Origin of the sequence: Mesorhizobium sp. M0052 (assembly GCF_040323255.1) — a bacterium.
Taxonomy (GTDB): Bacteria; Pseudomonadota; Alphaproteobacteria; order Rhizobiales; family Rhizobiaceae; genus Mesorhizobium.
Map to the genome: position 1 here is coordinate 20,300 of NZ_JAMYUS010000016.1, position 23,931 is coordinate 44,230.

Here is a 23,931-nt window from a genome sequence, read left to right on the forward strand (position 1 = left end):
GCCGGACATCTCCCCCGCAACGGGGGAGATTGGATGATCATCTTTGCTTTCGCCAAATCAACAGCGTTGCAGAATGAGCGCCATTGGCAAAGCTGCTGATCTCCCTCCTTGCGGGGGAGATGGCCGGCAGGCCAGAGGGGGGTGCTGTCCCGCCAGCATCTCCGCGTGACGCTGCACGCCCTACCCTCGCAGCTTCCGCTGTCTCCAGGCATCCAGCGTCTCGTCGATGATGCGCTCCGGCACAGTGTCGAGTTCGAACGTGGCGTCGATCTCCAGCACGGCGAGTTCAGCGAGGAAATCGGCCGGGGCAGCGCCGTGGCGCAGCCGGGCGGCGTCCTTGGCGGTGGTGACGAGGCCCAGTCCATCGCGGCGCGCGGTTGCCGCCAGTTCGGCGAGTTCGTCGGGGGCATAAAAATGATGGTCCGGAAACGACCGGCTCAGCGCCACTTCCGCACCACTGCCGCGCAGCGTGTCGAAGAATTTTTCGGGGTGGCCGATGCCGGCAAAGGCGAGGAACCGCCGGCCGGCGAACCGCTCCTTGGCCGCGGGCTCGGCATGCGCCTCGAAGATCGGCCGGCCGGCGCGCGCCGCTTGGCGCACGACCTGGTCGGCGGCAGCGCCCTCGCCCATCTTCAACAGCCCGTCGGTGAACACCAGTTGGTCGACGATGTTGGCTCTCAGCGGACCGCCCGGAATGACCCGGCCGTTGCCGATGCCGTAACGGGCGTCGACGACGACCAGCGCATAATCGATATGGATGCGTGCGCTCTGAAAACCGTCATCCATGATCAGGAAATCGCAGCCATGGGCTTCCATGAGCAGCTTGGCGCCGGCAGCGCGGTTGGGGCTCACCGCAACCGGCGCGTGCTCGGCCAAAAGCAGCGGCTCGTCGCCGACATGCTTTGCAGCGTCGTGACTGGCATCGACGACATGCGGCTGCGCGAACGAGCCGCCATGGCCGCGCGACAGGAATCCGGGATTGAGCTGCATGCGCCGGGCCTGCTTGGCCAGCGCGATGGCGATCGGCGTCTTGCCGCTGCCGCCGACGGTGAAGTTGCCGACGCAAAGCACTGGCGCGTCGATCTTTTCACGTACCGCCCGATGCATGCGGCGGCCGGCGACGATGCCATAGACGGCTGATAGCGGCGACAGCGCAAAGACCCGCCAGTCCGGCGCTTCCCACCAGAAAGGTGGTGCTTCCGACGCCACCTATCGCCCGTCGGCGCCCTTCAGGCGCGACTTGACGATCAATGGCTGGATATAAGGCTCGAGCGACTTCAGCGTGTGCGCCAGCGCACCGCGCATCTGGTCGACTGTGGCGGCACCGGCCGCCATCATCTCATGGCGCGCAACTTCATTGCTCAGCAGGAAATTGACGGCGCCGGCCAGCATGTCGCGGTCGCGCACCAGCTTGGCGCCGCCGCTGTCGAGCAGGCGCTGATAGGCCTCGCGAAAATTCTGGACGTTGCGGCCGGCCAGCACAGCGGTGTCGAGCATGGCCGGCTCCAGCGGATTCTGGCCGCCTTCCGAGGTCAGCGAGCGGCCGACAAAGGCGATTTCCGTCAGCCGGAGATAAAGCCCCATCTCGCCGATCGTATCGCCGAGCAGGATATCGGTGTCGGCGGTGATCCGGTCGCCCTTGCTGCGCCGCGCCAGCTTCAGGCCCATGCCGGAAATCTGTGCGGCCAGCGCTTCGGCGCGGTCGGGATGACGCGGGACGATGATCGTCAGCAGGCCATGGTGGCGCTTGTAGAGCGTGGCGTGGACTTCCGCCGCGACCACCTCCTCGCCGTCATGGGTCGAAATTGCCGCCCAGGTCGGGCGGCCGGCGATCTGGCGCTTCAGCGTCGCCAGCGCCCGTTCGTCGACCGGCGGCGGCAAGGTGTCGACCTTGAGGTTGCCGGACACGGTGACCGGCCGGGCGCCAAGCGCGCGAAACCGTTCGCCGTCGACATCCGACTGGGCAACGACGTGTGCGAGGTTCTCGAACAGCGCCTCGGCGATGTTGGCGCGCTTCTTCCAGGATCTGAACGAACGGTCGGAGAGCCGGCCGTTGACCAGCACCTGCGGCACGTGTCGGGCGCCGAGTTCGAGGATGGTCATCGGCCATATCTCGGATTCGGCGATGATAGCCAGGTCCGGCCGCCAGTGATCGAGAAAGCGGCTGACGGCCGGCTTGAGGTCGAGCGGAACATATTGGTGGATGATGCGGTCGCCCAGCCGTTCGTCGGCAACCTGCGCCGAGGTCACTGTTCCCGTCGTCAGCACGATGTTGACACCGTAGTCGAGGATGCTTTGCACCAGCGGCACGACCGCAAGGGTCTCGCCGACGCTTGCCGCATGGATCCAGATCACCGGCCCTTCGGGGCGCGGCCGCCCGGCAACGCCGTAGCGCTCACGGCTGCGGCTGCGGTCTTCCTTGCCCTGCGATGTGCGCCAGGCGACATAGGGACCCATCAGCGGATAGGCGGCTGCACCGGCAAGGCGGTAGGCCGCCAGGAAGGCGCGCGCCCAGCCGACGCTCATGGCCTGCCGTCCACGAGCCGATAGGCCTCGGCGGTTGCGGCATTGAGCGCGGCCGTGACTTCCTGGCGCTTGCGCTCCATTTCGGCCTCGTCGGCATTGGCCGGCACGAAAACCGGCGTTCCGATGACGATCGAGGAGCGGCCGAACGGCAGGTTGATGGTGGTCTTGTCCCAGCTCCTTTCCAGCACCTTGCGGCGGCTGGTGGCGATGGCGGCAGGCATGATCGGCCGGCCGGAAAGGCGTGCCAGCAGAACGATACCAAGCCCCGCGTCGCGCGGCGTGCCGTGGGGAATGTCGGCGATCATGGCGACGTTCTTGCCGGCCACGAGTGACTTTTTCAGGGCGATGAGCGCCTTGGCGCCGCCCTTGTCGAGATGCTTCGTGCTTTCACGCCCGCCGGAGCCGCGCACCGCCTCGATGCCGAATTTTTCGATCATCAGCGCGTTGAGTTCGGCGTCGGCGCTGCGCGAGACCATGGCGACCAGCGGCCGTCCCTTGGGATAATAGGCTGGGGTCAGCAGATGCTGGCCATGCCAGAGCGCGATGATGCCGGGTTCGAATTCGGCGTAGTCGCCGCCTGAAAATTTAGCCGAGCCTTCGACCACGCGGTTGGTCAGGCGCACCAGGCGGACGAACTGGGCGAGCAGGCTGACGATCATGCTCTTGACGATTCGCGACTGCGCCAACGGCTCGCGGATCTTGCGCCAGAATGTCTTCGAACTGCCGCCGCGTCTTCTTCGGACCGCGGCGCCGGTGGGCTGCCCTTTCACCGCTTCATGCTCCATCGCTGTCAACCGGCGGCCTTGCTTTCAGGGTCGAGCAGCCGGTGCAGATGGACGACGAAATAGCGCATATGGGCATTGTCCACGCTGGCTTGCGCCTTTGCCTTCCACGCGGTGTGCGCGGTTTGATAGTCCGGATAAACCCCAACGATGTCGAGCGCGTCGAGATCGCGGAACTCGGTGCCTCCCAGCTTCTTCAGCTCGCCGCCGAACACCAGGTGCAAAAGCTGTTTCTTTCCGTCTTCCGCGGCCATTTCGGTCCTTCACATATTGTGAGTTTGCGACAGGTCTAGCCCAAAGCTGCCGACTTTGGAACCTTCGATCACGCTTCCGTATCGGCAATGACGCCGGCAAGCACGGTCAGCAACTGCCCGCTGCCGGCGACCAGCGCGCCGTGACGGATGATCTCCCCGGCATAAAGCGGCGCGCGGCCATGGCCGTCGAGCACGGCGCCGCCAGCCTCGCGCAAGATGAGATCGGCGGCGGCGATATCCCAGTCATGCGCGTTGGGCTTGACGAAGGTTGCGTCGAGCGTGCCGTTGGCGACCATGGCCAGCCGGTAGGCGAGCGAGGGAATGTGCGCCGCGCGCCGCACCCGGCTTTGCCATTGCGCCGGCATCAGGTCGATCAACTGCTTCAGCCCGCCGATCTCGACCGTCTTACCCAGGCCGCGCACGGCAATCGGCTTGCCGTTGCGGAAAGCTCCATGGCCAGGCAGCGCCCAATAGGTTTCGCCCTTGGCCGGACATTCGAGCACACCGGTGAGCGTGCGGCCATTCTCGACCACCGCGACGCTGACGCACCACGAGCGCAGACCTTCGAGAAAGCCGCGGGTGCCGTCTATGGGGTCGACGACAAAGGTGCGCCGCGCCAGAAGCCGCGCCGGATCGTCAGTCGTTTCCTCCGACAGCCAGCCATAGTCCGGCCGGGCCGCCAGCAGGGTATCGCGCAGATAGGCGTCCGCCGCGTGGTCGGCTTCGCTGACCGGCGAGGTGCCGCCCTTCATCCACACTTGCGGGTTTTTGCCGAAATAGCGCATGGCGATCGCGCCCGCCTCGCGGGCGGCGTCGCGCAGCAGATCGAGGTCTTCCGAGGCCCCGGCCGATATGACCGGGTCACGCTCCGGCAAGGGTCATTCCTTCGATCAGCAGCGTCGGTGCGGCAGTGCCGAAATCGCGGTCAAGATCGCTCGCCGGAACCATATTGAGGAACATCGTCTTCAAATTCGAGGCGATGGTCACCTCGGCCACCGGATAGGCAAGCTCACCATTGTCGATCCAGAAGCCGGATGCGCCACGGCTGTATTCGCCGGTCACCATGTCGACGCCCTGGCCGAACACTTCAGTGACATAAAAGCCGGATTTTAGCGACCTGATCAGGTCTTCCGGCGTCCTGTCGCCCGGCTCGATGGCGAGATTGGTCGAAGACGGCGATACCGACGAGCCGCTGCGCGCGCCGCGTCCGTTGGTGGTCAGCCCCAATTCCCGCGCGGCGGACGTCGACAGGAACCAGTGCTTCAGCACGCCGTTCTCGACCATCAACAGCTTTTCGCCCTCGACGCCTTCGCCGTCGAACGGGCGCGAGGCCTGGCCGCGACGCCGCAGCGGTTCGTCGGTGACGGTGATGGCAGCCGACGCAACCTGCTTGCCCATCATCTCGCGCAAAAAACTGGTCTTGCGCGCCACCGAAGCGCCGTTGATGGCGCCGGCGAGATGGCCGGCAATGCCGCGCGCGACGCGCGGGTCGAACACCACGTTGACCGGACCGGTCGCCGCCTTGCGTGCGCCGAGGCGGCGCACGGCGCGCTCGCCGGCCTTGCGGCCGATCAGGTCCGGCGCGTCGAGATCGGAAAAATGCTGGTTCGAGGAGTATTCGTAGTCGCGCTCCATGCCGGTGCCTTCGCCCGCAATAACGCTGGCCGAACGCGAAAAGCGCGATGCGACATAGTGGCCGACGAAGCCGTTCGACGTGGCCAGCACCAGCCCGCCAAGACCGGCGCTGGCGCCGCTGCCGGCCGAATTGGTGACGCCCTTGACGGCAAGGGCTGCTTCCTCGGCGGCAAGGGCCGCTTCTTTCAACTGATCGGCCGAAACCTCGGTGGCGTCGAACAGATCGAGGTCGCGCACCTTGCCGACCAGCAAAGCCGGATCGGCGAGACCCTGATAGGGATCCTCGGGCGAGACTTTGGCCATGGCCACGGCGCGCTCGGCCAATGCCCTGGGGTCCGATGCCGCCGTCGCCGAGACGCTCGCCACCCGGTTGCCGACGAAGACGCGCAGCGAGACATCGTCGCCCTCGGACGCCTCAGTGTTCTCGACCTTGCCCAGCCGCACCGACACGCCGATCGAGCGGCCGCGCACGGCAACCGCGTCGGCGGCGTCGGCGCCGGCCCGCTTGGCAGCCTCGACCAGTGCCGCGACGCGGTCGGTCAATTTCGCTGCCTCTGATGTATCGGTCATGCGCGTGGTCCTGGCTGAAGCCGCGCCGGGCGGTAGCGGCTGTTGCACCATCTATTGTCCCAATGCGGCTTGTGCAATGGCGCACGGGCAATTGTCCCGCTGCGGCATAGCGCCCAAGCGGCCCGCAAAGCCCATCCGCGGCGGCCGCCACAGACGCGCGGCTTGACCGGTTTGTGAGTTTAACCGAGGCCGATTTCCGTCAAGGAGTGGCGACCGGCGTCCAGATCACGTCATCGATCCTCGTCGCGCCCGTTGCCAGCATCACCAGCCGGTCGAAGCCAAGCGCCGAGCCGCTGGCTTGCGGCATGATGGCGAGGGCGGCGAGAAAATCCTCATCCAGCGGATAGCGCTCGCCATAGACGCGCTCCTTCTCGTCCATCTCGGCGGCAAAGCGCCGGCGCTGCTCGGCCGGATCGGTCAGTTCGCCAAAAGCATTGGCGAGCTCGACGCCGCAGCAATAGAGCTCGAAGCGCTCGGCCACGCGCTGGTCCTCCGCGCTCGGCCGGGCGAGCGCCGCTTCCGAGATCGGATAGCCGTACAAGATGGTGGCCCGCCCCTGCCCCAGCACCGGTTCGACCTTCTCGACCATTACCCGGCTGAACAAATCGGCCCAGTTGTCATCGTCGGCCGTGCGCAGGCCGGCCTTGACCAGAGCATCATGGAGTGCGGCGCGGTCTGTGCTGCCATCGGCAGAAACGGTGGCAAGAAGATCGATGCCGGCGTAACGCGCAAAAGCTTCCGCCACGCTCACGCGTTCCGGCTCGGCAAACGGATCGGCCTCGCGGCCGCGGAAGCGGAAGGTTTTGGCGCCGGCCCGCTCAGCCGCGAGCTTCAGCAGTTCGGCGCAATCGGCCATCAGGCTGTCATAGGTTTCGCCGACCCGATACCATTCCAGCATGATGAATTCGGGATGGTGCAAGGGGCCGCGCTCGCGGTTGCGCCAGACGGCGCCCAGGCTGAAGATGCGCCGCTCACCGGCGGCCAGCAGCTTCTTGCAGGCGAACTCCGGCGAGGTGTGGAGATAAAGCGGCCGGCGCGCGCCGTCGGCGCCGATCGCCTCGGTGGCGAAGGCTGAGAGATGCGCCTCGTTGCCGGGCGAAATCTGCAAGGCCGCCGTCTCGACCTCGATGAAGTCGCGCTCGCCAAACCAGCCGCGCATTGCGGCAGCTATGGCGTTGCGGGCCATCAGCCGCGGCCGGCGGTCGGCGTGAACATCCGGCGTCCACCAGGGCGAAGCGCCAGTCATGGGTTTGCCGGGCAACGGAATTGCTGACAGGGCTGGCGGTTCGGGCCAAGATGCGCTACGGCGACGGCTCTCGCAGCCGATTTGCGCCGAACGATCGTTTCAGGCCAACGAAGTCTAGGATTGAAAACCGTGGTGAAGGTCATCGCCAGTTCGCTCCGTAAAGGCAATGTCGTCGACAAGGACGGCAAGCTTTACGTCATCCTCTTTGCCGAAAACATCCACCCTGGCAAGGGTACGCCGGTCACCCAGCTCGACATGCGCCGCATCTCCGACGGGGTGAAGGTTTCGGAGCGCTACCGCACCACCGAACAGGTCGAGCGCGCCTATGTCGAGGAGCGCGAGCACACCTTCCTCTACGCCGACGCCGAGGGGTATCACTTCATGAACCCGGAAAGCTACGACCAGGTCGCGGTGCCGGAAAGCGTGGTCGGCGACATGGCGCCCTACCTGCTCGAAGGCATGGCGGTGCAGATCTCGCAGTTCAACGGCATCGCCATAGCCCTGGTGCTGCCGCAGCGCGCTACTTTCGAAGTGGTCGAGACGGAGCCGACGACCAAAGGCCAGACGGCGTCCTCGTCCTACAAGCCGGCCGTGCTTTCGAACGGCGTGCGCACGCTGGTGCCGCCGCACATCGCGCCGGGCACCCGCGTGGTGGTGATGACGGCTGACGGTGCTTATGTGGAGCGGGCGAAGGACTGAGGCGCGAGCGCCTCCGTCCTGGTTGATCCGTTGCATTGCCTTCTGCGGCCGCTGGCTCGATAGTCCTGCCGATGTGGCAGACCTTTGTGACCTACTGGCCTCTGATCCTTGTGATCATTCCGATGCTGATGGCCGCCATCGGCATCGTCCACGCAATCATGACCAAGGAAGACGTGCGCGCCGCCACCGGCTGGGTCGGCGTGATGATCTTGTCGCCGTTCCTTGGCGCGATCATCTATGCCATTGCCGGCATCAACCGCATCCGCCGCGCCACGATCAGCGCCATGCGGCCCGTCGCCGGTGAAGCCGAGACAGCCAAACACGACCACGACATTGCGCTCGAAACACTCATCTCAGCCGAATTCGGCCAGCGCTTTGCCGGCCTGAAGACGCTAGGCGACAGGGTGGCGCGGCGCGGCCTGCTTTCGGGAAATGCAATCACCATCCTGAGGACCGGCGACGAAGCCTACGCGGCAATGTGCGGGGCGATCGACGGCGCACGGCGCAGCATCCTGCTCGAGACCTACATCTTCGACAATGACGAGATCGGACGACGTTTTGTCGGATCGCTGGCCGGAGCGGTCCGGCGCGGTGTGACGGTTCGCGTGCTGATCGATGCGGTGGGCGTGCGCTATTCCGTGCCCAGCATTCTTGGGACACTCCGGGAAGCCGGCGTCACCGTCGATCTGTTCAACGGCAACATCGTCATGGGCCTGAGACTTCCCTATGCGAATTTGAGGACGCACAGGAAAATTCTGATCGTCGACGGTGTGGTGGCGTTCACGGGAGGCATGAACATCCGCAAGGGATTTTCGGCCGAATGCGCCGGCAGCGCCAGTTCGGCGGATACGCATTTCCAGGTGACGGGGCCGGTCGTGGCCGACCTGTTCGCGGTTGCCGCCGAAGACTGGCGTTTTGCCGGCAACGAGGCCCTCAAGGACGAGGTCTGGCACGTGGCAAAGCCCTCGCCGCCTCCCGGTCAGCCGATCCTGGTGCGGGCGGTGGCGTCGGGGCCGGACGCCAGCATCGAAACCAACCACAAATTGCTGACGGGGGCATTTTCCGTCGCCCGCAAATCGATCCGCATCATGTCGCCCTATTTCCTGCCGGACCGGGAATTTGTCAGCGCGCTGGTCACGGCTGCCCGGCGCGGCGTCGAGATCGACATCGTCGTGCCCGCGGTCAACAATCTCTTCCTGGTCGGCCGCGCCATGACGGCGCAATACGACCAGGTGCTGAAGCACTATTGCCGCGTCTGGCGGCATGAAGGGTCGTTCGACCATTCGAAGCTGTTGTCGGTCGATGGCGTCTGGGCCTATGTCGGCTCCTCCAACCTCGACGCGCGGTCGCTGCGGCTGAATTTCGAAATCGACCTTGAGGTTCTGGATACCGGCTTTGCCGCCGAGATCGAGGGGCGCATCGGAGCGGCAATCGCTTCCGCCAAACCCGTCACACTCGCAACCCTAAGAGCGCGGCCATTTGTCATCCGGGTTTTTGACCGGTTGTTATGGCTGGGATCGCCCTATCTTTAGAATCAGGACAGATTGAACGCAGGCCTATGGACATAAACGGACGCAGCCTTCCTGAAACAGTGCTCCTGTCGATCCGCGGCAGGAAAGCGCGCAAGGCGAACGCGACGCCGCGCAAGCACATTGAAGGCGCCCAGATGGTGGTCGCCTCCTACAACGTCCACAAATGCATCGGCACCGACCGCAGGTTCGACCCCGAACGGACCGCCCGCGTCATCCGCGAGATCGGCCCCGACGTCATCGCGCTGCAGGAGGCCGACAACCGCTTCGGCGACCGCGCCGGGCTGCTCGACCTTGCCCGGATCGAACACGAAACAGGGCTTGTGCCGGTGCCGGTTTCCGGAAGCGGCAAGGGCCATGGCTGGCGCGGCAATGTGCTTTTGTTCAAGCGCGGCACCGTGCGCGACGTCCATCAGATCAAGCTTCCGGGACTGGAGCCCCGCGGCGCGCTGGTTGCCGAGATCGACCTCGACGAAACGCGCACTCTGCGCGTCATCGCCGCGCATCTCGGCCTGTTGCGCCGCTCGCGTTCGGAGCAGGCCCGCGTCGTGCTCGACATCATGAGCAACCAGGATGAAAGGCCGACCTTGCTGCTCGGCGACCTCAACGAATGGCGGCTGGGCAACCGCTCGGCGCTCAAGACGCTGCACGCCACCTTTGGTTTCACGCCGGCGGCGGTGCCGACTTTCCCCTCAGGCCTGCCGGTGCTGGCGCTCGACCGGATCATGGCCAACCGGCACGGCATGGTATCGTCGGTGGAAGCCCATGACACGCCGCTGTCGCGGGTTGCGTCGGATCATTTGCCGCTGACGGCGTTCGTCAGCCTGTAACTCATCCGTCCCGCAGCCAGACCAGCATCTCACCGGGTTCGCGGTTGTCCCAGGCAAAGTACGGGACGGCGGTGATTTTCGTTTCGCTCACCGCCGGCGGATCGGTGCGATAGAGCCCGGTTTCCCAGTTTTCCTGGGCTTCCTTGCTGCCAAGTGCCGAAAGCGTGACGATGCCGCCGAGCAGGTTCGGCTCGGCATGCGCCTCGATTGTTGCCGTTCGCGGCAGAGCGATCCGATGCAACTGGCCGGGATTGTCGGTCTCCTCGACGCAATAGATCAGCGGACCGCGCGCAAGTGCGACGCGGCCGATGTCCTGACGCACCTCCGGATTGGCGAACAGACGGGCGATCGACATTTCGAGATCGAGTTCGACCCGGTCGCCCTGGCGCCACTCGCGCCGGATCGCGGCATAGCCGTCGCTGGTGATGCCGTCCAGATCGACCGCGGCGCCGTTGATCTTGAGCGCCGCCTTGCCGCACCAGGACGGGACGCGCAGGTGCAAGGTGAATTCCACCGGAGCGTCGGCTTCGATCCGGATCGAGACCGCGCCATCCCAGGGATAATTGCTGGTCTGAATCAGACTGACCGCCCGGTTCGATATGTCGAAGCGCGCGGTGCTGTCGCCGTAGAGATGGACCGCCAGCGCATCATCCGAGAGGGAGTAGAAATAGCTGCCGATGGAGGCGACCATGCGGCCGATATTGGGCGGGCAACAGGGGCAGCGATGCCATTTCCAGCGATTGTGCCTGCCCCGGCTCTCCAACGGGTTCTCGTAGAAGAACAGGGAGCCGTCGAGCGACAGGCCGGAGATCGAGCCGTTGTAGAGCGCCCGCTCCATCATGTCGGCGTAGCGGGCGTTGGGACCCATGCCGAGCATGCGACTGGCCCAGAACACCAGGCCGACCGAGGCACAGGTCTCGGCATAGGCGGTTTCGTTGGGCAGGTCGTAGTCGCTGGTAAAGCCCTCATTGTGCGCCGACGGCCCGAGGCCGCCGGTGACATAGAGGTTCTTGGTGGTGAGATCGTTCCACAGACGGTCGAGCGCTACCCTGAGCGTATCGTCGCCATATTCGGTGGCGATGTCGGCCATGCCGGAATAGAGGTACATCGCCCTGACCGCATGGCCGACGACCTTGTCCTGCTCGCGCACCGGCTTGTGCGACTGGTTGTACTCATAAGTCTTGAAATGATAGGCCTTTGGGTCGGCGCCGCGCGCACGCGCCTCCTCGTCGAAATAATGCGGCTGTTGCCCGCGCTGGTCGATGAAATACCTGGCCAGGTCCATGTATTTCTGCTCGCCGGTCGCCCGCGCCAGCTTGACCAGCGCCAGCTCGATCTCCTCATGGCCGCAATAGCCCTTCTTCTTGCCCGGCTCCGGACCGAAGGTGTCGGCGATATGGTCGACATAGCGGCACATGATATCCAGCAGCTTGCGCTTGCCGGTGGCCTGGTAGTAGGCGACCGCGCCTTCGATCAGATGGCCGGCGCAATAGAGCTCGTGGCAATCGCGCAGATTGGTCCAGCGCTTGCCGGGCTGGATACGCTGGTACCAGCTGGAGAGATAACCGTCTTCCTGCTGCAGTCTGCCGTAGAGGTCGATGACGGCATCGATCTTCTTCTCGAGCGCCGCGTTCTTGCGCCGGTAGAGCGAATAGGCCGCGGTCTCGATGGTCTTGCCCCAATCGGAGTCCCAGAACATCTGCGTCGTCACCGTCGAGCCGGTGAAGCCGGGGCTGGCAGCCTCGTCGGGCGACGGCGAATGGAACGGAATGACGACGCCCGGCGAGGGCCGGTCCGGGTCGATCTGCTCCAGCATGCGCGCCTCGACGCAGCGCTCGTAGAGGATGTCGGCGGTGCGCGACGCCACGGCATCGACACGGTCGCCCCAGAAGCCGCGGACATCGACCTGCGGCACCGGCAGCGGGCGGAAGGCGAGTTTGCCGGGCTTGGCGGATGGTTGAACGGTCATCGTGTCACTCCGTTGGATATTGGTCATTTCACGGGGGGTCATTTCACCGCGCCGGCCATCAGGCCGCGGATGTAGAAGCGCTGCAGCAACAGGAAGAGCACCAGGCACGGCACCATCATCACGGTGACGCCCGCCTGCACGGCGCCCCAGTCGATGGCGCCGAAGCGGCCCGACTGAAGTGCGGTCATCATGATAGGCAGCGTGAATTTGGACTGGTCGGTCATCAGCACCAGGGCGGCCAGGAATTCGTTCCAGGCGCCGAGGAAGGCAAACAGCGCGATGGTGACGATGCCCGGCCAGACCAGCGGCAGCATCACCTTCAGCAGCATGGTGACGTTGTTGGCGCCGTCCATGCGCGCGGCCTCCTCGATCTCGCGCGGCACCGCGTCGAAGGCGTTGCGCATCATGAAGATCGAGAACGGCAATTGCAGCGTGGTGTAGACCAGGACCAGCCCGGTCAGCGTGTTGTGCAGGCCGACCTTGGTCAGCACCAGGAAGATCGGCGTCAGGATCGACTGGAACGGGATCATGATCGTCGACAGGATCACGATGAAGAGCACATCCTTCATCGGAAACCGGAAGCGCGAAAAGCCGTAGCCGGCCAGCACGCTGACGACGACCGACAGGATCACCGTCATGGAGGCGACATAGAGGCTGTTTTGCGCCGGCAGCCAGAGGCCGTCGCCAAAGGTGTCGAGCGTGCGATAGTTCTCGACCGAGAAGCCTGTCGTCGGCCATGGCGGCAGCGGCGGCTGGCGCGCCTCCTGCGCCGGCTTGAAGGTCGACAGCACGGCCCAGACGATCGGCGCGATGAACAGCACTGAGGCGATCATGCCGGTCGAATGCTCGGCGATCCTGAGCCAGAGGCGGCTGCTGCGGCTTCTTGCCTGCGCCATCAGTCGATGCCCTCCGGCTTGCGCAGCAGCCACAGCTGCACCAGGCTGAGCGCCACCAGTATGGCCAGCAGGATCATCGACAAAGCTGCGCCATAGCCGAGCTTGAACGAAACGAAGGACTGGTTGAAGATCCAGTAGACGGCGGTCAGCGTCTGGTTGCGCGGGCCGCCGCGCAGGATGATGTAGAACTGGTCGAAGGCCAGGATCGAGCCGGCGATCGACAGGATCAGCGCCAGCGCCAGCGTGCGGCGCATCAGCGGCAGGGTGATGGCGCGAAAGCGCGCGAACGGCCCTGCCCCGTCGATCATCGCGGCTTCCTGCAGATCGGTCGGGATCGACTGCAGGCCGGTCATCAGGATGATCATGGTGAAGCCCGCCACCTTCCAGACGACCATGGCGATGATCGACCAGAAGGCCGGCTGGAAGGTCGCCAGCAGGTTGAACTTCTTCGCGGTCAGGCCGAGGTCGTAGGCGGCAGGGCTGAACAGGCCGGAATCGACATTGAGCAGCCACGACCACAGCAGGCTGGCCGAGGCGAAGCCGACGACCGCCGGCATGAAGAAGGATGTCCGGTAAAAGCCGGTCAGCCGCCTGGGCTTTTCGATGAACAGCGCCAGCGGAAAGGCGACGGCGAAGATCACGATGGTGACGATCACGGTGTAGTAGGCGGTGAAGCTCAGCGCGTTCCAAAAACGGTTGTCGCGCAGGATCGCCCGGTAATTGTCGAAACCGATGTAAAAATGCTCGCCCATCAGCGGCCAGTTGTGCAGCGACATCCAGGCGGTCATGCCGAGCGGAATGATGAAGAACACGACGACCAGCGCCACGGCCGGCGCGACATAGAGCAGGCCGATCCACTGCCGGCGGCCGGCGCCGACGAGTTTTCTGGCGCGTGGCGGGGTGGTGGTGATGGCGGTCATTTACCCTCCCCCTTGTGGGGAGGGTCGCTGCGCAGCAGCGGGGTGGGGGGGGGGGGGGGGGGCGCGCGTGTGTGGGGGGGGGGTGGGCGGGCGGCGGGGGGCGGGGGGGGGGGGGGGCGGCGGGCGCGGGCGCGCCCCCCCCCGCGGCGCCGCCCCCCCCATCCGAACCGGTCCGACCTCCCCACAAGGGGGAGGTAGGGCGTCGGTGCCATGATTGCGAATGCCAGGGGTCATGCTGCTCTTCCGTTGGATCTCGTAGGGCGGTGGGACACACCTCCCCCACCCCGCTGCTGCGCAGCGACCCTCCCCACAAGTGGGAGGGTAAGGAGCGCCGGCCGCCCGTCCAGGGAGACGATCGGGCGGCCGGATCAGGACCTGCGACGGCAGGGGCGTCATGCGCCCTCGCCGCCGGCCAGTCCTTATTTCTGCGCCTGGTCGATGATCGACTGCATGGTCTCTTGTGCATTGGCGATGGCGCCATCGACGTCGTCGCCGAAGACGACCTCGTTGATCATCTGCGTCCACGGACCGTTGGCCGAGTTGATCAAATCGTTGAACACCACGGAATAGGGCGTGCGGCCCTTGGCCATGGCTTCGGCGGCGATCTGGTAGCGCGGATCGAGATCCTTCAGCGCCTCCTTGGCGATGTCGCCGCGCACCGGCAGGCTGCCGTATTTGGCCAGGATGGTCTGGCCTTCTAGCGAATAGGCGAAGTCGAGAAACTCCTTCACCACGGCGAGCTTCTTGGTGCCCTTGGTGACGACGAAATTGTCGCCGCCGGCAAACGAAGACCAGCCGCTGTCCTTGCCCGGCAGGAAGGTGACGCCATAGTCGATATCCGGATACTGGGTGTTGAGCGCGCCGATGGCGAAGGCGCCGGACGGCGAAATGCCGATATTGCCGGTGGCGAAGGCGGCAAAGAAGTTGGCGCCGGTGTCGGTCTGCGCGCCGGCCGGCACCAGATCCTTCTTGACCATCGAGCGGTAGAGGTCGATGGCGCCGCGCAGCTGCGGGCTGTCCAGCGTCGCCTTCGAGCCGTCCTCGGAGAGGATGTCGCCGCCCGAGGCCCAGATCAGCGGCGTGAAGGTGAAGATATTGCAGCCGCCGCAATTGCCGGAGAAATAAAAGCCCTTGATGTCGCCGCCGAGCGCGTTGACCTTTTCGGCATCGGCCTCGATCTCGGCCCAGTTGGCCGGCCCCTTGTCCGGATCGAGCCCCGCCTGCTTGAACAATTTCTTGTTCCAGATCAGCACCGAGGCGTCGGCCGAGAACGGCAGCCCATAAATGTGGTCCTTGTAGGTGCCGGTCTTGACGTGCGCCGGCGACAGGCTGGCGAAATAGGGCAGCGACTTCGCCCAGTCGGTAATGTCTTCGAGCTGGCCGGCGGCGGCAAAGGACGGCGTGTAGATCAGGTCGAGCGACAGCGCGTCGGGCGCCGTGCCGCCGGCGGCGGCGGCGCCATATTTCGGGATGATCTCGGCATTGGGAATGATGTCCAGCTTGACCTGGTTCTCATGGCCCTTGTTGAAGGCATCGACGATGCGGGGCATGAAGTTCGAGCCGTCGGCGCGAACCCAGATGTTGGCGGTGTCGGCGGCAAAAGCTGTTGCCAGCGTGCCCAGAATGCTCGCAAAGGCGAGCCCGGCGATCATGGTCTTCATGGTTCTCCTCCTCATGGTTCAGTTCTCCTCCCTGTAACCGCGCTCCCCGCGCGGCCTTTGCTTGATGCATGTCGTTGTCCCAAACCGCTGCGCACTTTTGGGCGACAGGCATTGGTCTCAGCCGCCCGGCGGACGGCCGCATGACTGACGCACCACCAGCCGGCACGGCAGTTTTCGAATGCCCGGCGCGGCGGGTTGGCCGCCGACGAGCGAAAGCAGTGTGAGGCCGGCCTCGCGGCCGAGCGCCGCCAGGTTCATGTCGACCGAGGTCAGCGGCGGGCGGGTTGCCTCGGCCACGATCTCCCAATTGTCGAAGCCGATGACGCCGACGTCGCCAGGCACGCCTAAGCCGCGCTCGCGCAGCGCATCGATGACGCCGCGCGCGATCTGGTCGTTGCCGCAGAACACGGCGTCGGGTTTCTCTCCCTTCTTGTTGAAGAGCGTTGGGCCGTCGAACAGCTTTCCGACGGCTTCATGCCCCCAGGCTTCCGACCACGAACCGAGCAAGGGCTCGCTCACAGGCAGGCCGTGGGCGGCCAGCACATCGCGAAAAGCCTGTGCCCGCTCATTCACCACGGCAAAACTGGCGGGACCGCTGACATGGGCGATGCGCCGACGCCCGAGCCGGCAAAAATGCTCGACCGCCAGCCGCGCCCCGCCGGCATCGTCGGAGACGAAGGCGACGGCATCGGGATCGGGCTGGCTGAAGGCGTAGATCACTGGCACGCCGAGATTGGCGAGGTCGACCGGCAAATGGCGGTCGATGCGCTTGCCGCTGGCGATGATGCCGTCGATGCGCTTGTCCAGCATCGCTTCGACATGCAGTTGCGCCAGCCGCGGATCGTCCTCGACATTGCACATGAACACCGACACGCCGGCATCGACCAGCGCATCCGAAATGCCCGACATGACCGGCAGCGAAAAGCGGCCATAGGTATCGTTGGTCAACAGCCCGACGGTAAAGGAGCGGCGCCGCAGCAGGCTCTGCGCCAGGCTGTTGGGGCGAAAGCCGAGCCGCTGCGCCGTTTCGCGAATGCGCTGCCGCGTCTCGGCCGTCATCCGCCCCTGCCCGTTCAGCGCCTTCGACGCCGTGGCCACACTGACACCAGCCATCGCCGCGACTTCACGCAGGGTGATGGGTTGTTTGGCGGGTGGTGGCGAAGCGTCGGAGGGCATTGGTCGGGAATAAGTCTCGGATTGGGGAAAAGGTTTTCTCTTACGGCTCGTTACCTGTCGAGGTGGACATCGGCGGTTGCGGCGGGGTTTGGGAAAAGGTTTTCTCAGAGGGAGATTAGGATGAGAATTTGGGTATGGCAAGTGGGTGTGGGGAGTGGAGACGCGCGATCGACGAGGTTCTTCTTCATGACCGCGTCGCGCAGAAGGGTGATTGTTGAGCAGATATTCTGATGTCGCCTTTTGGGGCCGGAAGCGGACTTGCGGCTTGGAGGCTTGGAATGTGAGAAGCGGACGTTCAGGCGCCGCCATGCATCGACGCCCTCTGACCCATCTCGGAAGTCGGCCGGATAGACTCCAGGCCAGATGACCAATACAATCCCAGATGCCGGGTTTCTGAAAGTATTCAACCCACATGGCCGAGATTCGAGCCCAACGCCGCCTTGCCGCGATTCTAGCTGCTGATGTCGTTGGCTTTTCGCGCCTCATGGAGCACGACGAGGCTGGCACACTGGCCGCTCTCAAAGCGCGGCGGCGCGATGTTCTGGTTCCATTGGTTGCCCAGTACCACGGCCGCGTGGTCAAGGTGATGGGCGACGGTGTGCTGGTGGAATTTGGCAGTGCGGTTGATGCCGTCCAATGCGCCGTCGAACTGCAGAAGGGTTTTACCGGGGCCAACGAGAGCGTGGCCGAGGCCTACCGCATCGTCCTGCGTATCGGCATCAATCTGGGCGACGTCATCGTAGAGGGCAGCGATCTCTATGGCGACGGTGTCAACGTAGCAGCCCGGCTGGAGGGTCTGGCTGAGCCCGGGGGCATCTACGTCTCCGCCACCGTGCACGATCATGTCACCGGTAAGCTGACATTGGCGTTCGACGATCTCGGCGAGCACGCGCTCAAGAATATCGCAAAGCCGGTGCAGGTTTACCGCGCCGGAACAGGCGGGACCGGCAAACACGCGGTGCAACCGGTGCATCAACTCCCGGATAAACCATCGATCGCGGTTCTGCCCTTTGTCAACATGAGCGGCGATCCTGAGCAGGAGTACTTTTCCGACGGCATCACCGAGGACATTATCACCGACCTTTCGAAGGTGTCCGGGCTCTCCGTGGTCGCGCGTAATACCGTCTTTACCTTCAAGGGCAAGGCGGTATTAATCGAGGAAGTGGCGAAGAAGCTGAATGTTGCCTACGTCCTGGAGGGAAGCGTACGCAAGGCTGGAGGACGGGTGCGCATCACGGCTCAGCTAATCAATGGTCTTGGCGGTGACCATACCTGGGCCGAGCGATATGACCGGACGCTGGACGATATCTTCAAACTGCAGGACGAGATTTCCAAGACCATAGTCGATGTCCTCAAAGTGAAGCTGTTGCCCGAAGAACTGGAGACTATTACAAACCGCTCGACCGACAACCCAGAGGCTTACGAGACGCTGTTGATGGGCAGGTCGTTCCTCAACAGGGGAGTCGAGACGAAGTTTATCAAAACAGCGCAGCGACTGTTTGCTAGAGCTGTTGAAATTGACCCAAATTATGCGCGCGCTTATGCCGCTTTGGCTGATTGTGAGTGGCTTCTGTTAACTTGCAACGATCCCGACGCCAGCTTCGAGGCAGTCCTTTCCAACAGCTCACGGGCGCTGGAACTTGAGCCAGGTCTCGCCGACGCCCATGCATCACGTGGCGGGGCCTTGTTCGTAAATGGCCGGTATGCCGAGGCGGAAGTCGAGTTCGAGCGAGCTTTAGAATTAGACGCTAGCTCTTCCGATACCTATTTCGCTTACGGCCGGAATTGTTTCATTCAAGGTCAATACGAGAAAGCTGCCGGTCTGTACCAGCGTGCTGTATCGTTGTCACCCGATGACTATCGGGTCTGGACCAATCTAGGGATGGTCAATGTTTCACTCGGCCGCAGCGACGACGCCAAGGAAGCAGCAAGGCAAGGTGTGCTGCGAGTGGAAAAGGAAGTCAAAGCGCATCCCGACAATGCCACCGCGCTATGTTACGGTGCCGCAATGCTGGCAGAAATTGGCGAGATTGAACGCGCGCTGTCGTGGGCCTCTCGTGGGGAAATGTTCGCCGGAGACAACATTCCGGTTCAGTACAACTTAGGCTGTTTTTATGCGAAGCTGGGCAAGACGGAGCAGGCTATCGATTGCCTTGAACGTCAGCTAACTGCATCACATGCTTACCTCGTTTTGCGCGTGCCTTGGATGCGTCAAGATAGCGACCTCGACTCGCTCCGCGCTCATCCCCGTTATATCGCGCTTGTCAATCGGATGGTGGCCCAAATAACCGCGACTGGGGCTCGAATATCAGCAGGCCACGAGGGAGTGAAGCATTGACCCTGAATATGATGCCCAGAAAATGAGTTGGTTGAGGGCAGGTCCGTTCCAGGCGCAACTACGCCCTCAAGCGCGGTCGCCGGTAATGTCCGCTGTCAGGTGGTGGCACAAGTCAACTTTAACGGCCGACATGGGGCGCAAAGCAGCCTTCCGCAGCGTCGAAGTCGAAGAGCCTTGGAGGGCAGAACCCGCCATTTACCAAGCTCAGCTACATGATCCAAACAGTCCCTGCGGTCAGATGCGATGGCGGAGCGCGTCGATGATCACCGCCATCGCAGGGGAGAGCTGTCGCCTGCTCGGATAGTAGAGGTGATAGCCGGCAAATGGCGGACTCCAGTCGTCAAGCACGAGCCTGAGGCGTCCCTCGGCGATGTGGTGGCTGACGAGGTTTTCCGGGACATAGGCGATCCCGAAACCGCTTGTCGCAGCCTCGATCATGGGAATGGACGAGTTGAAGGTGAGTTGGCCTTCCACCCGCACACGAAGGTCGCGGCCATCCCTGGCGAATTCCCAGGCGTACAGTCCGCCGAACGTCGCCTGCCGCATATTGATGCAGTCGTGATCGACCAGGTCCTGGGGCGCGGTCGGAACCGGATGGCGGGAAAAGTAGTCCGGCGAAGCCACGGCCACGAGCCTCCAATCCGGCCCGATGCGCACCGCGATCATATCCCGGTCGATGCTCTCGCCAAGCCGCACGCCTGCGTCGAAGCGCTCCTCCACAATGTTCTTCATGCCGTTGTCGCTGTAGAGCTCGACGCGCACGTCGGGATTGTCGTTGAGCAAGGGCTGGAGCTTCGGCCAGACGGTCGTCTGGAGCGCATGGTCGGACAGGGTGATGCGGACCGTTCCGGAGGGCTTGTCGCGAAACGCCACCAGGCTTGCGAGGTCGGATTTGATTTCCTCGAAGCGGGGAACGAGAGATTGGAAAAGTCGCTCGCCGGCCTCCGTCGGAGAGACGCTCCGCGTCGTACGCGTCAGCAGGCGGACGCCAAGACGAGCTTCAAGCTCCTTGATTGTCGAACTCAGGGTCGACTGCGAGGTTCCGAGCTTTGCCGCCGCCCTGGTGAAACTGCGCTCCCGGGCGACCGCCACGAACCAGAGCAGATCCTTCATGCCATCGCGCTGCATAGGGCACCTCCCATCGGACATTCATATCATGAGCAGATAAGTCCATGCGGATTGCTTAGTCTACTTAAATGGGTTCCCCTGCAATATCTTCTGGCAGCGATGGGGATTGGCGGCTGATCCGTCCGGTCGCTTTGCCAGGATGCCAATCATGGAAACCACGTACGACACAAGGCTTGTTGAAAACCGCGCCGCATGGGGCGCGGTGTTGTCGATGGCGCTGTGTGTTTTCGTGCTCATCGCGTCGGAATTCATGCCGGTCAGCCTGCTGTCGCCGCTAGCGGCCGATCTCGGCATCACCGAGGGCCGGGCGGGACAGGCGATCTCGATTTCGGGCGCTTTCGCCGTCGTGACCAGCCTGCTGGTCGCCGGCCTCACGCGCCACATCGACCGCCGACTGGTCGTGACCGGCTTTACCCTCCTCCTCATCGTGTCCGGTCTGGCTGTCACCTTCGCGCCGAACTACGCGTTGCTCATGGTCGGCCGGGCGCTGCTCGGTATCGCGATCGGCGGGTTCTGGTCGATGTCGACCGCGATCGTCATGCGCCTCGTGCCGCAAGACATGGTTCCGAAGGGTCTCGCCATGCTGAACGCCGGCAATGCCATTGCGGCCACCATCGCCGCGCCGCTGGGCAGTTTTCTTGGCGCCTATGTCGGCTGGCGCGGCGCTTTCTTCCTCGTCGTGCCGTTTGGTCTCCTGGCGCTGGCCTGGCAGTGGACAAGCCTGCCGCCGCTGCCGCCGCGCCGCAGGAAGCGTGCCGGCAATCCGCTGGCGCTGCTCGGCCGTCTTCCCGTCGCCACCGGCATGGCGTCGATCATGATGCTGTTCATGGGCCAGTTCGCGCTCTTCACCTATCTGCGGCCCTTCCTCGAGAACGTCACCCGGCTCGACATCGCCGCCCTCTCGGCGGTCCTGCTGGCGATGGGGCTGGCCGGGGTGCTCGGCACATGGTGCGTCGGCCGGCTTTTGCGCACGCGTCTGTTCAGCATCCTCACCGTCATCCCGCTGGTCATGGCTGCGCTGGCCGCCGCGCTCATCGCCCTCGGTGCACTCCCGGGTCCCACAGCGCTGCTGCTCGTTGCCTGGGGCTTCTTCGGCATGGCCGCGCCGGTTGGTTGGGGCACGTGGCTCAGCCGAACGTTGCCGAACGACGCGGAGGCCGGCGGCGGGTTGCAGGTTGCCGTCATCCAGCTCGCCATCACCGGCGGCGCCGCGATCGGCGGCACGCTCTTCGATACGGTCGGCTGGTGGGGACCGTTCACTCTGGGCGCGGTGCTGCTCTGCGGATCGGCGCTCGCCGCCCTTGCCGCAGCGCATATGGCCCGGAGGTCTTTGCCGTGACGAACGAACATGCGCCGCTCAGCCGCCGGACATTGCTCGGCGCCGCGCTCGCGGTGGCGGCCCTGCCTCGCACAGCCGCCAGCCAGGAAGACCAATCTCCCGTCAGCCAGGAGCCCACCGACATGAAGATCAGGATGGTTTTCAACGGCCGCACCATGACCGCCACGCTCTACGACAATCCGTCGGCGCGCGACTTCTTCTCCATGCTGCCGCTCGACCTCGAGATCGAGGACTACGCCCATAACGAGAAGATCGCCTATCTGCCACGCAAGCTGACCGAGGAGGGAAGCGGTCCGTTCGCCGACGAGCAGCCCTATGACCTGTGCTATTTCATGCCCTGGGGCAACCTGGCCATGTTCTACGCCGACTACCGCCATCCCGGGCTGATCAGGCTTGGCCGCTTCGACGAGGGCGAGCAGGCCCTGCACATTCGCGGCAAATTCCCGCTTCGCATCGAACGCATTTGAGGACGCAAAGGAGATCACCATGGACATTCTTCGCGCCGGCACCAGGCCTTCCGGCAAGGGACCGCCTGACTGGTTCACCGGAACGGTGCGGATCGATCCGCTCTTCAATCCCTTCGACGCCGAGCGGGTTCAAGGCGCACAGGTGACCTTCGAGCCCGGCGCCCGCACCGCCTGGCACACGCATCCGCTCGGCCAGACGCTGATCGTCGTCTCCGGCCTCGGTCGCGTGCAGCGCGAAGGTGGCCCGGTCGAGGAAATCCATCCGGGCGATGTCGTCTGGTTCGCTCCCGGCGAAAAGCACTGGCACGGCGCGTCGCCTCGGACCGCCATGACCCACATCGCCCTCCAGGAGGTCAAGGACGGCAAGGTCGTGGACTGGCTGGAACATGTCAGCGACGCCGACTACGGCGGCTGATCTTCTCCCCTCGGAAGGAACCAACATGCTTGCAACCGTTCTTCACAAACCGGGCGACATACGCTGCGAGGAAATCGCCGATCCGAAAATCATGCGGCCGACGGACGCCATCATCAAGCTGTCGGCAAGCTGCATCTGCGGCTCGGACCTGTGGCCCTATCGCGGGCTGCAGCCGGTCGCCGGGCCGATGCATATGGGCCACGAATATTGCGGCATCGTCGTCGAGGTCGGCGCAGAGGTGCGAACCGTCCGTCCCGGCCAGTTCGTCGTCGGCTCGTTCTGCCTCTCCGACAATACCTGCCCGCATTGCCGCTTCGGCTTCCAGTCGTCTTGCGTGCAGCGCGAGTTCATGTCGGGCGCGCAGGCGCCTTACGCCCGCGTACCCTTGGCCGATGGCACACTGGTCGCCACCGCCGAGGTGCCGCCGGCCGACCTCATCCCTGACCTGCTGGCGGTGTCCGATGTGCTCGGCACCGGCTGGTATGCGGCCGACGCAGCCGAGGTCCGCGAAGGATCGACGGTGGTCGTGGTCGGCGATGGTGCGGTCGGCCTGATGGGCGTGCTTGCGGCCAAGGAGATGGGCGCCGAGCGCATCATCGCCATGAGCCGGCACGCCAGCCGCCAAAAGCTCGCCCGCGAGTTCGGCGCCACCGAAATCGTCGCTGAGCGCGGCGAGGAAGGCGTGGCCCTCATCAAGGAACTCACCAAGGGCGTCGGCGCGGACTCCGTGCTGGAATGCGTCGGCACGGGAGAATCCTTCGACCAGGCGCTGGCCTGCTCCCGCCCCGGCGGCACCATCGGCTATGTCGGCGTGCCGCATGGCGTGAACTTCGACGGCCAAAAACTATTCTTCGGCCAGAAACGCATGCTGGGCGGCCCGGCGCCGGTGCGCCGCTTCCTGCCCGACCTGATGGACCGTGTGCTGCAAGGTCGGATCAAGCCCGGCAAGGTCTTCGACCTCAAGCTGCCGTTGGCCGAGGTCGCTGAAGGCTACCGCGCCATGGACGAGCGTCGCGCCATCAAGGTCATGCTTTCGGTGTGAGCAAGATCGGGCGGACGGTCTGTGCGCTCCCACAACTCAGAAAAGGAACAACGACATATGACGATGAGATTGAAGATTGCCGCCCTTGCTCTTGCGCTTTCGGTCGCCACGCCGGCTTTCTCGCAAGAGTCCGCGATCATCGGCGCATGGCGGATGATTTCGCTCGAGGCCGGGGCAGAGGGAAACCTGAAGCCCGTGCCCTATTCCGGCCAGGTCATCTTCACCGAGGCCGGCACCCTCTCGGTGCAGGCGCAGAACCGCGACCCCAAGGCGCCGGACACGCCTTACACGGCGAATGGCTACGAAGCCTATTACGGGCCGGTCGCCATCAACGACCAGGACAAGACCTTCGTCATCACCATCGAGTCCTCCCTGGTCCGCAACCTTGTCGGGAAGAGCATGAAACGCAAATTCCAGGTCTCGGACAACGAACTGGTCCTCACGCCGGACAACCCGGCCGAAGGCTGGCGCGTAACCTACGAACGCTACTGATCCGAACAGTTGGGTTA

Annotated in this window: 22 protein-coding genes; 9 read left to right on the forward strand and 13 right to left on the reverse strand. The window is 64.4% G+C overall.

From position 1 onward, the window contains the following. Window positions 1-180: 180 nt before the first annotated feature. From lpxK to epmA, 7 genes are all read right to left on the reverse strand, one after another. Complete coding sequence (gene lpxK / locus NKJ77_RS21200; protein ID WP_352535713.1) at window positions 181-1,209, reverse strand: tetraacyldisaccharide 4'-kinase; 1,029 nt, start codon at window positions 1,207-1,209, stop codon at window positions 181-183. Continuing rightward, window positions 1,210-2,526: a lipid IV(A) 3-deoxy-D-manno-octulosonic acid transferase gene (waaA, locus tag NKJ77_RS21205; protein WP_023694436.1), complete on the reverse strand. Its 1,317-nt coding sequence runs from the start codon at window positions 2,524-2,526 to the stop codon at window positions 1,210-1,212. Next, window positions 2,523-3,311, reverse strand: a complete 789-nt coding sequence (locus tag NKJ77_RS21210; RefSeq protein WP_023682942.1) for a lysophospholipid acyltransferase family protein — start codon at window positions 3,309-3,311, stop codon at window positions 2,523-2,525. Before NKJ77_RS21210 ends, waaA begins: the two co-directional genes overlap by 4 nt. Before the next feature lie 5 nt (window positions 3,312-3,316). Further along, window positions 3,317-3,562: a DUF4170 domain-containing protein gene (locus NKJ77_RS21215; protein ID WP_023682943.1), complete on the reverse strand. Its 246-nt coding sequence runs from the start codon at window positions 3,560-3,562 to the stop codon at window positions 3,317-3,319. A 68-nt stretch (window positions 3,563-3,630) separates the two neighbouring features. Next, window positions 3,631-4,437, reverse strand: a complete 807-nt coding sequence (locus NKJ77_RS21220; RefSeq protein ID WP_023747735.1) for a 3'(2'),5'-bisphosphate nucleotidase CysQ — start codon at window positions 4,435-4,437, stop codon at window positions 3,631-3,633. After that, the gene (locus tag NKJ77_RS21225) at window positions 4,424-5,767 is read right to left on the reverse strand and encodes a TldD/PmbA family protein (protein ID WP_023756405.1); all 1,344 of its coding nucleotides are present in this window, start codon (window positions 5,765-5,767) and stop codon (window positions 4,424-4,426) included. Before NKJ77_RS21225 ends, NKJ77_RS21220 begins: the two co-directional genes overlap by 14 nt. A gap of 199 nt (window positions 5,768-5,966) precedes the next feature. Then, complete coding sequence (gene epmA, locus NKJ77_RS21230; RefSeq protein WP_352535714.1) at window positions 5,967-7,013, reverse strand: EF-P lysine aminoacylase EpmA; 1,047 nt, start codon at window positions 7,011-7,013, stop codon at window positions 5,967-5,969. A gap of 129 nt (window positions 7,014-7,142) precedes the next feature. Between epmA and efp the strand changes: the two genes are divergently transcribed. From efp to NKJ77_RS21245, 3 genes are all read left to right on the forward strand, one after another. Further along, on the forward strand, window positions 7,143-7,712 hold the full coding sequence (efp, locus tag NKJ77_RS21235) for an elongation factor P (protein ID WP_023682947.1): 570 nt from the start codon (window positions 7,143-7,145) through the stop codon (window positions 7,710-7,712). 71 nt (window positions 7,713-7,783) lie between these two features. Beyond that, the gene (locus tag NKJ77_RS21240; RefSeq protein WP_352535715.1) at window positions 7,784-9,244 is read left to right on the forward strand and encodes a phospholipase D-like domain-containing protein; all 1,461 of its coding nucleotides are present in this window, start codon (window positions 7,784-7,786) and stop codon (window positions 9,242-9,244) included. A gap of 26 nt (window positions 9,245-9,270) precedes the next feature. Next, window positions 9,271-10,071, forward strand: coding sequence for an endonuclease/exonuclease/phosphatase family protein (locus tag NKJ77_RS21245; RefSeq protein ID WP_023671569.1), 801 nt, complete (start codon window positions 9,271-9,273; stop codon window positions 10,069-10,071). A gap of 1 nt (window position 10,072) precedes the next feature. Here NKJ77_RS21245 and NKJ77_RS21250 read toward each other — a convergent pair whose 3' ends face one another. From NKJ77_RS21250 to NKJ77_RS21270, 5 genes are all read right to left on the reverse strand, one after another. After that, window positions 10,073-12,040 (reverse strand): glycoside hydrolase family 127 protein, encoded by a 1,968-nt coding sequence (locus NKJ77_RS21250; protein WP_352535716.1) that lies wholly within the window; start codon window positions 12,038-12,040, stop codon window positions 10,073-10,075. Between the two features lie 38 nt (window positions 12,041-12,078). Then, window positions 12,079-12,936: a carbohydrate ABC transporter permease gene (locus tag NKJ77_RS21255; protein ID WP_023682951.1), complete on the reverse strand. Its 858-nt coding sequence runs from the start codon at window positions 12,934-12,936 to the stop codon at window positions 12,079-12,081. Next, window positions 12,936-13,856 carry a carbohydrate ABC transporter permease gene (locus NKJ77_RS21260; RefSeq protein ID WP_023832853.1) on the reverse strand — a complete coding sequence of 307 codons (921 nt, stop codon included), beginning with the start codon at window positions 13,854-13,856 and terminating at the stop codon, window positions 12,936-12,938. Before NKJ77_RS21260 ends, NKJ77_RS21255 begins: the two co-directional genes overlap by 1 nt. 419 nt (window positions 13,857-14,275) lie before the next feature. Continuing rightward, a complete protein-coding gene (locus NKJ77_RS21265) occupies window positions 14,276-15,517 on the reverse strand; it encodes an ABC transporter substrate-binding protein (RefSeq protein ID WP_023724832.1) in 1,242 nt (413 codons plus the stop codon). A gap of 117 nt (window positions 15,518-15,634) precedes the next feature. Further along, window positions 15,635-16,693, reverse strand: a complete 1,059-nt coding sequence (locus NKJ77_RS21270; protein ID WP_023832852.1) for a LacI family DNA-binding transcriptional regulator — start codon at window positions 16,691-16,693, stop codon at window positions 15,635-15,637. 412 nt (window positions 16,694-17,105) lie between these two features. Here NKJ77_RS21270 and NKJ77_RS21275 point away from each other — a divergent pair, with 412 nt between their 5' ends. Beyond that, on the forward strand, window positions 17,106-19,031 hold the full coding sequence (locus NKJ77_RS21275) for an adenylate/guanylate cyclase domain-containing protein (RefSeq protein WP_023832851.1): 1,926 nt from the start codon (window positions 17,106-17,108) through the stop codon (window positions 19,029-19,031). A gap of 234 nt (window positions 19,032-19,265) precedes the next feature. Here NKJ77_RS21275 and NKJ77_RS21280 read toward each other — a convergent pair whose 3' ends face one another. After that, complete coding sequence (locus NKJ77_RS21280) at window positions 19,266-20,159, reverse strand: LysR family transcriptional regulator (protein WP_352535717.1); 894 nt, start codon at window positions 20,157-20,159, stop codon at window positions 19,266-19,268. Between the two features lie 148 nt (window positions 20,160-20,307). On the opposite strand from NKJ77_RS21280, the gene NKJ77_RS21285 reads away from it, so the two are divergent. From NKJ77_RS21285 to NKJ77_RS21305, 5 genes are read left to right on the forward strand one after another with little or no spacing between them, the layout of a single operon-like run. Further along, window positions 20,308-21,498 carry an MFS transporter gene (locus NKJ77_RS21285; protein WP_352535718.1) on the forward strand — a complete coding sequence of 397 codons (1,191 nt, stop codon included), beginning with the start codon at window positions 20,308-20,310 and terminating at the stop codon, window positions 21,496-21,498. After that, entirely contained in the window at window positions 21,495-21,965 is a 471-nt protein-coding gene (locus tag NKJ77_RS21290) for a cyclophilin-like fold protein (protein WP_502902120.1), read from the forward strand. The genes NKJ77_RS21285 and NKJ77_RS21290 overlap by 4 nt, the downstream gene beginning before the upstream one ends. 19 nt (window positions 21,966-21,984) lie before the next feature. Next, the gene (locus tag NKJ77_RS21295; protein ID WP_023682960.1) at window positions 21,985-22,380 is read left to right on the forward strand and encodes a (R)-mandelonitrile lyase; all 396 of its coding nucleotides are present in this window, start codon (window positions 21,985-21,987) and stop codon (window positions 22,378-22,380) included. A gap of 25 nt (window positions 22,381-22,405) precedes the next feature. Next, window positions 22,406-23,422 (forward strand): zinc-dependent alcohol dehydrogenase family protein, encoded by a 1,017-nt coding sequence (locus NKJ77_RS21300; RefSeq protein ID WP_023724824.1) that lies wholly within the window; start codon window positions 22,406-22,408, stop codon window positions 23,420-23,422. A 57-nt stretch (window positions 23,423-23,479) separates the two neighbouring features. Next, a complete protein-coding gene (locus NKJ77_RS21305; RefSeq protein WP_352535719.1) occupies window positions 23,480-23,914 on the forward strand; it encodes a lipocalin-like domain-containing protein in 435 nt (144 codons plus the stop codon). Window positions 23,915-23,931: the final 17 nt, after the last annotated feature.